Origin of the sequence: Micromonospora coerulea (genome assembly GCF_016598485.1) — a bacterium.
In the GTDB taxonomy this organism is placed as follows: Bacteria; Actinomycetota; Actinomycetes; order Mycobacteriales; family Micromonosporaceae; genus Micromonospora; species Micromonospora coerulea.
Genome location: NZ_JAEMUW010000010.1, coordinates 153,496 through 166,409, shown reverse-complemented (window position 1 = coordinate 166,409; position 12,914 = coordinate 153,496). Strand labels below are relative to the sequence as shown.

The following is a 12,914-nucleotide window of genomic DNA, read 5'->3' as shown; positions in this document are numbered from 1 at the left end:
AAGTTACCCCAGCGGGCGGAAGTAGTGCCGGATCATGTAGGCCGTGGTCGCCAGGCCGATGCGCGCCCCCTGCAGGTCGGCGCTGCGGGTGTGGATGCCTCCCCAGACTCGTGCGTCGATGACCTCGGTGAGCGCCTGGGAGAAGCTGGTGAAGTACCTTCGCGTGCCGGAGTCGCTGCTGTACGCGCTGAACGAGATGTTGTCCCGGCCGAAGAAGTAGGCCAGCGCCGACATGGTCGCGCCGGTGTTGCAGGTGTGCCCGGAGGTGTAGTCCGGGTGTGGTGGCGTGACAAGCAGGGGAGTCCAGCTGGGATCGGCGATGGTGTCCGGGTTGCCATCGGTGTGGCCCAGTTGAATCGCGGTGACGGGACGCCAGCGGCTCCATGCCTCCTTCTCGTTGAAGCACGCGATCACCGCGTCCGCTTCGGCGAGGTCCACCATCGCGAACATACGTGCGGCCTCGAGAGCATTCAGCCGTTGGGTCGTCACGAGTTGGCGCTTGATCTCCCACTCGCCGAGACGCCGGTCGTGCCACCAGATCGCCGCATCCGTCTGGTCAGCCGTGCGGACGGTGCTGGAAGCCGAGCCCACCGCCTTGATCTCGTTGTAGTCCTCGGCGTACTGGGCGCTCGTGAGCGCGGGCGGCCCGGACGTGCGGAAGGTCGACGCGCTGGGGAGGAGAAACGGGGTCAGGTGGCCGACCCAGCCCCCGTCGTTGGCGAAGAACGGCGGCGTCGGCCGCCACTGGCCGGGTTCGGTACCCACGGCGAAGGTCTGCGGTCCGAACGCGCCGTCGTTCTGCCGGGCAGTGATCATTGCGGCGGCAGCCTGAGTGCCGACGTCGATTCCCCGTTGCGTGGCAGGACCGTTCGGCAGTGCGGCCAGCGATTGGTCGTACTGCGCCCGCAGCGTGTCGTGCTGGTTCGGGAAGATGGCGTTCAGCACCTGATAGGCCGCGGTGGCGACGGCCGCGTCGGTGGACTCGCGCCCGTCGGCGGGCGGTGCGACCAGATACGGCTGGTAGGGGCTACCGGCGATCGCGTTCACCGCGTCGTAGATGGCTCCGTGCACCATCGCGGCGCTGCGTGATTGAACCTGCGGTGCCTGACGCGCGACGTCCCAGATCGCAGTCTCGGCGTTGAGGTCCCAGGTGATGACGGAATCCGCGGGGGTCGCGGCGGTTGCCGCCTGCGCGGAGGGTGGCGCGAATGCGAGCGGCGACCCGGCTGCCAGGACTGCGGTGAGGCTCGTACACAGCAGTGTGCGAACCCTTCGACGTCTGCTTGTCACGATCGTCCCCCCATGCTCCCGACCCGTCAGTTCACCCCGTGTCACGAGGATCGTTCCATTGAGCACGATGACCATAGATGCCAGTCGCTGTGCTCGTCGATAGGCCGAAGGGGCGAACCCGGCCGGCTGTCGGCCCGTCCGTCCAAAGTGGCCCGGCTGCCCGGCCACGCCCTTGCCGTCGTGCCAGAAGGTTTCGCCGCTGTCGGCCTGGCCGATTTTCGCAGGCCGACGTGTGCGGTCTGCCAGTCGTCCGGGTGGTCGTCGTACTCCGGCGTAGGCGCGAGGGCGGCTGATCGGAGCGCGGCCAGGATGACGGAGCGAGGCCGGCGTCGAGGCCGGCGAGGGCGGGGATTGATGCCTTGCGGCGCAGGCAGCAGTGCGGTCATCCGTCGGCGACGGCCTGTTTCGCTTTGATCAACCCATTGACATGGTCGTGGCTTGCCCGGAACTATCAGCGGCAGTCCCTGCGCCTGCCTTCGTAGCTCACGAGTCTCGGTGACAACGATGTCATGCCGCAGGGGAAACTCCGAAGGAGAGTGCATGGCCGAGATCCCCGGGTCAGCACCAGGGGTGCGAGCGCTGTTCGCCACGGCAGCTGCGGTTTTGCTGCCGGCGGGACTGCTCGTCGCCGCACCCCCGGCGACTGCCGCGCCCACTACGGCACTGTCCGGCAACTTCAGCTCCTCGTTCGAGTCGGCGGACCCGCAACCCGCGGCGAGCACTGTGGAGGTCGACGCGAGCGGTAAGCCGGTCCAGGCGAACCTGAGCGGCTCGAGCCCCACCGGGTTGCCCGGCAGCCTGCTCGGCCAAGTCGATGCGGTGACCGCGAGCGCCGAGAACCCGCCGAACGAAACCGCCGCGAACCTCACGGACGGCAATGCCTCCACCAAGTGGCTGGCGTTCAACCCGACCGGCTGGGTGACCTACCAGCTGGCCAGGCCGGCGGCGGTGGTGCGGTACGCGCTGACCTCCGCGAACGACGCCCCGACCCGTGACCCCAAGGACTTCACGGTGCAGGGGTCCACCGACGGCAACACGTGGACCGACCTGAACAGGCAGACAGGACAGAGCTTCAGCGGGCGGTTCGCCACGAACACCTACAGCTTCACCAACACGACCGCCTACGGCTACTACCGCCTGAATGTCTCCGCGAACTCCGGTGACTCCCTCATCCAGCTCGCCGACTGGGACATCAGCGACGGCTCGAACGTCAAGCCGCCGGCCACCCCGATGGGCAGTGTCGCCGGCACCGGTCCGGTCAGTGGCCACAACATGAAACCTGGGGCGGGATTCACCGGGCTGGCGTCGCTGCGATACTCGGGCGGCGCCGAGGTCGACGGCCGCTCGTACGCGACCAACAGGGTGTTCGACGTCGACATCCCGGTCGGGCCGAAGACCCGGTTGTCCTACAAGATCTTCCCTGAGTTCACCGGCCAGGACACCCAGTATCCGTCCACCTATGCGGCGCTCGACCTGCACTTCACCGACGGCGGCTACCTCAGCCTGCTTTCGCCCGTGGACCAGCACGGATACCCGCTCACGGCCGCCGGGCAGGGCGCGTCGAAGGTGCTCTACGCCGACCAGTGGAACGCGGTGCAGTCCGACATCGGAGCGGTCGCGAACGGCAAGACGATCGACCGCGTCCTGCTCGCCTACGACAATCCCCATGCGACGACCTCGACCCGCTTCCAGGGCTGGCTCGACGACATCACGCTGGCGGCCGCTCCGACACCGATCGACGGCTCCCGCCTGACCAGTTACGTCGACACGCGGCGCGGAACCAACGCGTCGGGCTCGTTCTCGCGAGGCAACAACCTGCCGATCTCGGCGATGCCGAACGGCTTCAACTTCTTCACGCCCGTCACCAGTGCCACCTCGAACAGCTGGGAGTACGAGTACCAGCGGAACAACAACGCGGCCAATCTGCCCACGCTGCAGGGACTTGCGATCTCGCACGAGCCCAGCCCGTGGATGGGTGATCGTGACCAGATGTCGGTCATGCCGGTGCCGGCGGGCGGATCGCTCACCGGAGCGCCCAGCCGCCGGGCGCTCGCCTTCAGCCACGACGACGAGATCGCGCGGCCGGACTTCTACCAGGTCACCCTGCAGAACGGCCTGATCGCGCAGCTGTCGCCCACCGACCACGGCGGGATCATGGCCTTCACCTTCCCGTCCGGGCAGGCCACCGGAAGCCTCGTCTTCTACAACGGCACGTTCACCATCGGTACGGACGGCACGTTCACCGGCTGGGTCGACAACGGAAGCGGCCTGTCGGCCGGTCGCAGCCGGATGTTCGTCTCCGGCACCTTCGACCGGGCGCCGACGACGTCCTCCGCCACGTCCGCCACCTTCGACACCTCAGAGAACCGGCAGGTGACGCTGCGCATCGCGACGTCGTTCATCTCGGTCGACCAGGCACGGCGGAATCTCGACCTGGAGGTCACCGGCAACAGCCTCGACCAGGTCCACGCGGCCGCCACCGCGGCATGGGAGGACCGGCTCGGCCGGATCGACGTTGAGGGTGCGACCGAGATGCAGCTGGTGACGCTGTACTCGAACCTGTACCGGCTGAACCTGTATCCGAACTCGCAGTCGGAGAACACCGGCACCGCCGCCGCGCCGCACTGGCAGTACGCGAGCCCGGTGTCACCGCCGACCGGCACGTCGACCGCCACGCGGACCGGCGCGAAGATCGTCGACGGGCAGATCTACGTCAACAACGGGTTCTGGGACACCTACCGCACCGTGTGGCCCGCGTACTCGCTGTTGTACCCCGACGTCGCAGCCAGGATCGCCGACGGGTTCGTCCAGCAGTACCGCGACGGCGGGTGGATCGCCCGCTGGTCGTCGCCCGGCTACGCCGACCTGATGACCGGCACCAGCGCGGACGTCGCGATGGCCCAGGCCTACCTCAGCGGCGTCGAGCTGCCCGACCCGCTCGGCGCCTACGACGCGGCGGTCAAGGACGCGACCGTGGCGTCCGGGCGCAGCGAGGTCGGCCGCAAGGGCATCGAGACCTCCCTGTTCCTCGGTTACACACCGACTTCAACCGGGGAGTCGGTGTCGTGGGCGTTGGAAGGCTTCATCAACGACTACGGCATCGGCAACATGGGCGCGGCCCTGGCCAACGACCCGGCCACGCCGAAGTCGGAGCGCGACCGGCTCAACGAGGAGTCGCGGTACTTCCTGCAGCGGGCCCGCAACTACGTCAACCTCTTCGATGCGAAGACGAAGTTCTTCCAGGGCCGCGATGCGGCCGGCACCTTCGTGGCCGGCGATCCGCTGGACTGGGGTGGCGTCTACACCGAGACCGACGGGTGGAACTACGCGTTCACCGCGCCGCAGGACGGTCAGGGGCTCGCCAACCTGTACGGCGGGCGGAAGGCGCTGGAGCAGAAGCTCGACGAGTTCTTCGCCACCCCGGAGAACGCCGACCATCCGGGCGGGTACGGCGGAACGATCCACGAGATGCTCGAGGCGCGTGCGGTGCGCATGGGCCAGCTCGGCATGAGCAACCAGCCGTCGCACCACACCCCGTACATGTACGACTTCGTTGGCGCGCCGGCCAAGACGCAGGCGATCGTGCGGGAAATCCTGCAGCGCCTCTACGTCGGCAGCGAGATCGGCCAGGGCTACCCGGGCGACGAGGACAACGGCGAGATGTCGTCGTGGTACATCCTCAGCGCGCTGGGCATCTACCCGCTACAGGCCGGCTCCTCCAACTGGGCCATCGGTTCGCCGCAGTTCACCAGGATGACCGTCCACCGGAGCAGTGGCGACATCGTCGTCAACGCGCGGAACAACAGCACCCGGAACGTCTACGTGCAGAGCGTGGCGGTCAACGGGAAGGCGCAGCGCGCGGTCTCCATCGATTCGTCCGTCCTCGCCCGCGGCGGCACGATCGACTTCCAGATGGGGCCCGACCCGTCGTCCTGGGGCACCGGCCAGGACGACGCGCCGCCGTCACTGACCAAGGGCAACGCCGTGGCCAAGCCGTTGCAGGACGCCACCGGACCCGGTCTCGGCACCGCCACCGTGAGCGGCGGACAGGACGCCGCCAAGCTGTTCGACGACTCCTCGACCACCCAGCTGACCTTCGCCACCGGCACCCCGCAGATAACCTGGGTGTTCCGCGGCAGCAAGCAGATGCCGACCTACTACACCCTCACCTCAGGAGCGAGCGCGGGCGACCCGACGGATTGGCAGTTGCAGGGCTCCGACGATGGGATCACCTGGGCCACCGTCGATTCCCGCAGCGGCGAGGCGTTCCGGTGGCGCGACCAGACCCGGCCGTTCAAAATCAGCGATCCGGGGCAGTTCGCGCAGTTCCGCCTGGCCGTGACGAAGACGGTCGGCGCCGCGCGGCCGACCCTCGCCGAGATCGAGTTGCTCGCCGGCGGCGACGTCCTGCTTGGCGGCGGCGCCGTCGCGGTCACCGCCGCGAGCAGCGTGCACGCCACCTCCGGCGCCGCGGTGTCGGTGCCGCTGGCCACCGTCACCGGGGGCACCGCCACCGGCTACCAGGCCACGATCGACTGGGGTGACGGCTCGCCGGCCACCGCAGGCACCCTGTCCGTGAGCTCGCGCGCCGTGTACAGCGTCAGCGGCTCCCACACCTACGCCAAGCCGGGTTACTACCAGGCCGGCGTCACGGTGACCGACGGAAGCAGCCAGAGCTCGGCAACGGTCGGTGTCGATGTGGCCTACGCGCCGAGTTCCGGCCTCACCGCCGCATTCGACACCGTCTGCATCGGCGACGAAGGCACCCTCGCGGCGAACTGCGACGCCAAGTCGTGGGCGTACTCGCGGGCCGCCCTCGCGGCGGCCGGCGTGACCCAGGGCCAGCAGCACCAGGTACCCGGAACGGCGCTGCACTTCACGCTGCCGGCGATCCCGGCCGGGCAGCCGGACGACGCGACCGGCAATGGTAGGACGGTCGTTCTCCAGCTTCCGGCCGACGCCAGGAGCATCTCGTTCATCGGCGCCGGCACGCAGGGCAACCAGAGCACCACCGGCACGGCGACGTTCAGCGACCGCAGCACTGCCAGCATCCCGATCCAGATGAGTGACTGGACGCTGGGTGGCAACGCCAACGGCACCCCGTCCTACGGCAACATCGTCGTCGCCAAGGCCGCGTACCGGCTGAGCGGCACGAGCCGGGACGGCGCACAGCCGTTCCTGTTCGCCACCACGCCGTACCAGATCCCGGCGGGCAAGACGCTCGTCTCGGTGACCCTGCCGACGCAGACCGGCGACCCCGGCTCGGCGGGCCGGATCCACGTGTTCGCCATCGCCGACGACGGCACGCCGGCCGCCGCGCTGGCGACCGCCGCTCCGAAGGACCAGACGGCCATCGCCGGGCAGGTGCTCTCGGCGAACCTCGGCTCGGTGACCGGCGGCGCTCCCGACACGACGGGCTACCACGCGCGCGTCCAATGGGGCGACGGCACGCTTCCGGACGACGTCACGGTCGGCCCGACGGGTGCGATGAGCGGACAGCACACCTACGCGCAGGAGGGCACGTACCCGGTGCACGTCACCGCATGGGACAGCCTGTCGAGCAGCACTGAGACCTTCACCGTGACCGTGGCGGGTGGCGGACCTCAGCCGACGATCGCGGTGTCCGCGTCCGCCACCTTCGCCGCCGGTGACGCGATCACCGTCAACGGCCGCGGATTCGCCGCGGGCGAGCAGGTGACCGTGACCGTCGGCACCGACCCCTCGCGGAGCATGACGGTCGCGGCCTCCACGGCGGGAGCGGTACATGCGTCGATCGCGACGTCTCCTGACGGGGAGCCTGGCCGGTATGCCGTCACCGCCACCGGCGCGTCCTCGCGGACACCGGCGACGGCGACCGTCCGGGTGACCGGGCAGCCGGAAGTGCCGACATATCAACCGCAGGTGGCGCTGTCGACCACGTCGGGACCGCGCGGTACGTCGATCACGGTCGACGGTTCCGGATTCGCGCCGAATGAGGCGCTCACCATCAGCTTCGGTGACGGCCTCGCATCCAGCACCGTGCGCGCGAATGGTGACGGCGTCATCGCTGGCGTGACCGTGAGCGTTCCTGGGACTGCGGGGGTGGGCTCGACCAGCATCACGCTGGCGGGCGCCGATTCGGTGACGCGGGTTGCCCTGCCCTTCACCGTGACCGGCCCGAGCTGAGTCCGGCGGTAGCAGAGCCGTCCTGGGCGGGCCGTTGTCACGGCCCGCCCAGGAGCGGGTGGAGCTGCGGGAGTACGCCGCCGTCGTGGTTCGACACGCGGACCATCCCAGCACCACGTCCAGCTACGTCGTGTCGTCACCCAACCTTGACCAGCCTTTTTGGCAGTACGTCTAGCGGGGGTATGACGTGCGATGTCCGGCTGTCGTCGAACCGGTGCCCGTAGTGTCGTCTGACGAGGGCGGCGCGGCGGTCCCGGAGGAGGTCGATGGCAGCGGAGGGCGGCGCCGGTGCGGCTGCCCCGGCCCAGCGGGATCCGGGGCGGCCGGCGTTCCTGGAACTCTTCTTCGACCTGGTCTACGTCTTCGCGCTGATCGCCCTGGCCAGGACGCTCGCCGACAAGCTGACCTGGACCGGCGTCGGGGAGACGCTGGTCCTGCTGCTCGCGTTCACCCTCGTCTGGGCGGTGACCGCGTGGGCCGCGGACACCCTCGACCTGGCGCGGCCCGCGGTCCAGGTCCAGTTCATCGGGGTGGCGGCCGCCAGTCTGTTGCTGGCGGCGGCGGCGCCGGACGCGTACGGCGAGCGGGGCCTGCTCTTCGCGGTCACCTACCTGGTGATCCACCTCGGCTCGAGCAGCTACTACCTCCTGCTGCGGCGCGACGCGTCCGAGCCGCGCCGCAGCGGCCGGGTCCTGTTCTGGTACCTCATCGCCGCGGTCGGCTGGGTCGGCGGCGGGCTGGCGGCCGGCCCCACCCGCCTGGTGCTCTGGGCGGCAACTGTCGGCGTCGAGTACGTCGCCGCCTCGCTCGGCTGGCCGGCGCCCCGACTGGGGCGGGCCCAGCCGCAGGAGTGGCGGCTGGTCGGCGAGCGGGTCGCCGAGCGGTACCGGCAGTTCGTCATCGTCGCGCTCGGCGCGGCTCTCTTCGTGACCGGGACGACGTTCAGCATGAACGAATACACCCTGGATCGGGCCCGGGCCCTGCTGGTGGTCTTCCTGATCGTGGTGCTGGCCTGGCGAATCTACATCTACCGGGCCGGCGAGCTGCTGACCGACGCCATCGCGCGGTCGACGAACCCGTCGCTGCTCACCCAGTCGGCCGCGGTCACCCACCTGATCATGGTGGCCGGCATCGGCGGCATGGCGGTCACCAGCCACCTCGTCGTGGTGCGTCCGTTCGGGGACACTCCGGCCTCGTGGGCTGCGGTCATCCTCGGCGGACCGGCGTTGTTCCTGGTCGGCCGCGGGGTGCTGGACTACACGGTGTTCGGTCGGATCTCCCGGTCCCGGTTGGCCGGGCTGGTCCTGCTGGCCGGAGTGGCGCCGGCCTCGTCCCTGCTGCCGCCGGTGCTGATCGCGCTGCTCGCCATGACCGTCCTGGCCCTGGTCGCGGCCGCGAACCTGGTGAGCACCCGTTTGCACGCCCGCACGCCGAGGCCACCGCCGCTCGGGGGAGCCTCACCCGGTCGGCACGGTGGCCCGGACCAGCCGTGAGCGTGCCGGCAGCGTCTCCCAGACCAGGGTGAGCAGCAGGACCAGGTTCGCCCCGACCAGGACGGCCAGCGGCGGGAGCAGGGCCGCCGCGGGCGCGCTGGCGCCCAGCAGCACCACCCCCAGTGCCCGGGACCAGAGGACCCGGCCGGTGAGCACGGCGTCGAACAGGCAGCTCCCGATCAGGAACAGGGCCGGCCCGCCGAGGATGACGGCGGCCCAGGCGGGCGGCGCGGCACCGAACGGCCGGTCGATGACCAGCGAGACGCTGGTCGAGACGAGCAGCACCCCGGCCACCATCACCAGGTGGCTGTACGAGGTGGAGGTGCCGGAGCGGACCCGCTCGACCACCGTGACGGCGGGCGGTGCCAGGAGCTGCCGCACCCGGTGGAAGTAGAGCTGAAAGAGCACGACGGCGCTGGCGAACGCGACGGCGCTCGCGGCCACCCGGCCGGCCTGGAAGCCGCTGCCGCCCAGCCCCGTGCCGGCGCTCAGGATCAGCTCGCCCAACGCGATGATGAAGATCTCCCGGTGCCGCTCGGACAGGTGGGTGCCGGTGAAGATCTGACTGGCGAGTTCGGTGCGGCCGAGCTTCGGCGTGGGCCAGCCGATCCGGGCCGATCCGAGGTCGACGACCACCGCGACCGACCAGAGCAGCAGCCGGGCCGTTCCGTGCACGAACGCCCCGGCCACCCACGGCACGGCGGTGACGCCGAACCAGAAGAAGACCCGGATGCTCCTGGCCTGGATCGGGCGGTTCACCCGGGTACCGGGGATGAGGACGGCGTCCCGGACGAGGTGGATGCCGAAGTACGCCGCGACGAGGAGCCACCCGTAGTCGGCGAAGGCGTACGGCACCGCGATCGCCATCAGCAGGGTGCCGAACATGACCGCCAGCACGGTGGCCTGGATGATCGGCAGCCGCGGGTTGAACAGGTCGGTGAGCCACGCGGTCAGCACCCAGACCCACCAGGCGGCACACAGCAGGACGGCGGCCCGGGCGGCGCCCCGGACGGTGAGGTCCTCGGCCAGCGCGGCCGAGAGCCGGGAGAGCATGAAGATGTAGACCAGGTCGAAGAAGAGCTCCAGGAACGTCGGATAGTCGGGCTCGCCGCGCCGGCGAAGGATCCGAGGTAGCGGACTGGACGTCACCGCCTCTGCCTCCTCTGGCACGCCCGTACCGGGGAGCGGAGGCGCGGGCAACCTGGCGCTCCCCGCCAACCTACAAAAGCGGGGTTCAGCGGAGAGTCGAAACGACTGAAGCGACTGCCGTGCCGGTCGTGACCAGCGGAACGTTCTCCACGCCGGCTTCCGCCGGATCGGTCCGCCCGCACCACCTGCTGGCCTACGCTCCCCGGTAGGAGGAGCGGGGGACGTAGATGACGCAGGCGCGGCAGGTGGCGGTACTGGGGCTGGGCGGCATGGGGGCGCCGATGGCCGGCAACATCCTCCGAGCCGGCCTGCCGACGGTGGTCTGGAACCGCCATCCGGAGCCGGCCCGGCGGCTCGGCGACCAGGGCGCGGAGGTGGCCGAGAGCCCGGCCGACGCGGTACGCCGGGCTGACGTGGTGGTCACCATGGTGACCGACGCGGACGCGGTCCGGTCCATCGCCACCGACCAGGGGATGCTGGCCGCGATGGCCGAGGGCGCGGTGTGGGCCCAGATGAGCACCATCGGCGTTACCGAGACCGAGCGCCTGGCCCGGCTGGTCGCCGCGGAGCGTCCCGACATCGTCCTGGTGGACGCCCCGGTCGCAGGCAGCCGGGGCCCGGCCGAGCAGGGCAAGCTCGTCGTCCTCGCCTCCGGGCCCGAGCAGGTCCGGGACCGGGTCGCGCCGGTCTTCGACGCGGTCGGGCAGCGTACGGTCTGGGTCGGCCCGGCCGGGGCCGGCTCCCGACTGAAGCTGGTCAACAACCTGCTGCTCGCCTTCGTCGCCGAAGGGCTCGCCGCAGCGGTCGCGTTCGGCGACGCGCTCGGGTTGGATCGCCCGGCGGTCCTGGGCGCCCTGCACGGTAGCCCGCTGGTCTCGCCCTGGGCGGCGGAGAAGCTGGAGCGGATCGGTCGGGACGACTACACGACGCAGTACTCTCTCGCGCTGGGGCTCAAGGACGTCAACCTGGCGCTGCGCGAGGTGGAGGCGGGTCGCTTCCCGACCGCGGAGAGCCTGGCGTCGGAGTGGCAGTGGGTGGTCGACCAGGGGTTCGGTGCCGAGGATCTGACGGTGGTCACCCGTGCCCTGTCGCGACTGGGCGAGGTGGTGTAAGGCAGATTCCGCCGGCTGCGGGACGTCCATCGTGGCCCACGCGTCGGGCAGTTCCCGCACACCCAGGTGGAGACCAGGCCGCGACCATAGGCGGCGTGAGATCGGCGTAACAGGTGATCAGCCAGCGCTACGGGCGGAAGCCGACGTACCGTGAGATCGTGCCGACGAAAGATGTGATAACCAGCGCTGACCTCGATGAACTTCGCCGCTCGGCGCTCGGCACGGCCAATCCGCTCGGCATCGCCGCCGACCTGGCGGACGCGGTGGAGCAGGGCCGGCTGGCGGAGCCGGCGGATGCCGGGGACGCGCTGACCCTGGCCGCGGAGATTGCCGAGATCCGAGGGCGGCTGGACGCCGCGCTCCGGTACGCGGACCGGGCCGTGGAGGCGTACCCGTCGATAGCGGATGCCCGGGCCGGCTTCGCCCGGGCGCTGCGGGCCCGCATCCTGTTCCGGGCCGGCGGCCGGAAAGACGAGGCGATGGCGGAACTCACCGCGCTGCGCCAGCTCCTGATCGAGCAGCCCGAGGCCCCGGCGTACGTCAGCGCGGCCCTGGACGCCGGCGGTCTCTCGGTGATCGCGGAGGAGTGGTTGAGCGAGGCGGTCGACACCGTGCTCGGCAGGCGCGCCACTGCTGCCGGAGCACCCACGGAAGCCGTACCCGCCGCCGAGGCGACGGTGGAGATCGGCCCTCCGGAGGCGCCCGGCGTCCTCTTCTTCCTGCTGCAACAGCGGCACCGGGTACGCCGGGACTTGAACCTGCCGCACGATCGGCAGGACGATCTGGCGGACCGGCTGGAGGCTCAGCTCGTCCGCCGGGCGGAGGAGCGGCAGGGCACGGAGCCCGACCTGCTCTTCTGGCCCCGGGCCGAGTTCGACCGCCTGCTCGCCGAGCACGCAGAGCTGACCGAGGCGTACGGGCCGGACTGGGACGCGCACCGGGGCCGCCTGGAACGGCACCTCGTCCAGCAGGCCAGGACCGGTCGGACCGGGCTGAGCGTGGTCAGCGCATCGGTGGATGGGCTGAACGGCTACGCCAGCCGGCACAACGGGGATCCGACGGATCCGGAGATCCGCACCCGCTACGCGCGAGACCTGGCGACCCGGCCCGGCGCGCAGATTTCCTGGCCGCCGGAGCGCAACGACGCCTGCTGGTGCGGTTCGGGCCTCAAGTACAAGAAGTGCTGCCTGCCGCGCTCCCGTAGCTGACCGCCCCCGCGGCGCCGACATCAGATGTTCGGCGATACGTCTCCTGTCGGAATCACGGCGGATGACCAAGACTCTGGTGATGTCCCAAAGTATCGGCGGTGCACCACGCACCCAGGTGGCAGTCAGCGTCTTGCTCCTGGTCGTCGGCGTGCTCATCCTCTTTGTCCCCGCCGGTGACGAGGGCCGAGTCCTCGTGCCAGTCAGCGAAGGTCACGGGCTGTCCGCCGTGGACGGCGTGGGGGCAGCACTGCTCGCGTCGGGCGGCACCTGGCTGGAGGTGCTCGTGGTGCGGCGCCTGCCGTACCTCGCCCTGCCCCCGCGGGCCCTGTTCGGACTCGGCCTGCTGGCCGGCCTCGGCCTGGGGCTTCTGATCGCCTCGGTCTTCTCGGGATTCTTCTGGTGGTGGGCTGTCGGCGCCACCACCCTTGGCCTTGCCGTCCTCGTGCTCGTGCCCCTCACCGCCCGACGTTGAGGGCGGCTGACCGAACGGCGGCAGG

7 protein-coding genes are annotated in these 12,914 nt (G+C 70.5%); 5 read left to right on the top strand and 2 right to left on the bottom strand.

Features of this window, described 5'->3' with window-relative positions:
* Positions 1-3 precede the first annotated feature (3 nt).
* Positions 4-1,365, bottom strand: a complete 1,362-nt coding sequence (locus I8N68_RS15320) for a vanadium-dependent haloperoxidase (RefSeq protein WP_200210644.1) — start codon at positions 1,363-1,365, stop codon at positions 4-6.
* Between the two features lie 465 nt (positions 1,366-1,830).
* Between I8N68_RS15320 and I8N68_RS15315 the strand changes: the two genes are divergently transcribed.
* The gene (locus I8N68_RS15315; RefSeq protein ID WP_200210643.1) at positions 1,831-7,455 is read left to right on the top strand and encodes a GH92 family glycosyl hydrolase; all 5,625 of its coding nucleotides are present in this window, start codon (positions 1,831-1,833) and stop codon (positions 7,453-7,455) included.
* Between the two features lie 266 nt (positions 7,456-7,721).
* Complete coding sequence (locus tag I8N68_RS15310) at positions 7,722-8,948, top strand: low temperature requirement protein A (RefSeq protein ID WP_200210642.1); 1,227 nt, start codon at positions 7,722-7,724, stop codon at positions 8,946-8,948.
* Here the strand turns inward: I8N68_RS15310 and I8N68_RS15305 are convergent.
* Positions 8,913-10,097, bottom strand: a complete 1,185-nt coding sequence (locus I8N68_RS15305; protein ID WP_200210641.1) for a low temperature requirement protein A — start codon at positions 10,095-10,097, stop codon at positions 8,913-8,915. The genes I8N68_RS15310 and I8N68_RS15305 overlap by 36 nt on opposite strands.
* Positions 10,098-10,324: 227 nt before the next feature.
* Here I8N68_RS15305 and I8N68_RS15300 point away from each other — a divergent pair, with 227 nt between their 5' ends.
* The 3 genes from I8N68_RS15300 to I8N68_RS15290 all read left to right on the top strand — a co-directional run bounded on the left by I8N68_RS15300 (position 10,325) and on the right by I8N68_RS15290 (position 12,889).
* Positions 10,325-11,209 (top strand): NAD(P)-dependent oxidoreductase, encoded by an 885-nt coding sequence (locus I8N68_RS15300; RefSeq protein ID WP_200210640.1) that lies wholly within the window; start codon positions 10,325-10,327, stop codon positions 11,207-11,209.
* A 158-nt stretch (positions 11,210-11,367) separates the two neighbouring features.
* Complete coding sequence (locus tag I8N68_RS15295) at positions 11,368-12,417, top strand: SEC-C domain-containing protein (RefSeq protein ID WP_200210639.1); 1,050 nt, start codon at positions 11,368-11,370, stop codon at positions 12,415-12,417.
* A 61-nt stretch (positions 12,418-12,478) separates the two neighbouring features.
* Entirely contained in the window at positions 12,479-12,889 is a 411-nt protein-coding gene (locus I8N68_RS15290) for a hypothetical protein (protein WP_200210638.1), read from the top strand.
* Positions 12,890-12,914 lie beyond the last annotated feature (25 nt).

Bases quoted from the DNA above. Each gene is read 5' to 3' on its own strand.
- I8N68_RS15290 (WP_200210638.1), top strand. From the start codon at position 12,479: ATGACCAAGACTCTGGTGATGTCCCAAAGTATCGGCGGTGCACCACGC.
- I8N68_RS15310 (WP_200210642.1), top strand. From the start codon at position 7,722: ATGGCAGCGGAGGGCGGCGCCGGTGCGGCTGCCCCGGCCCAGCGGGAT.
- I8N68_RS15300 (WP_200210640.1), top strand. From the start codon at position 10,325: ATGACGCAGGCGCGGCAGGTGGCGGTACTGGGGCTGGGCGGCATGGGG.
- I8N68_RS15315 (WP_200210643.1), top strand. From the start codon at position 1,831: ATGGCCGAGATCCCCGGGTCAGCACCAGGGGTGCGAGCGCTGTTCGCC.
- I8N68_RS15320 (WP_200210644.1), bottom strand. From the start codon at position 1,365: ATGGTCATCGTGCTCAATGGAACGATCCTCGTGACACGGGGTGAACTG.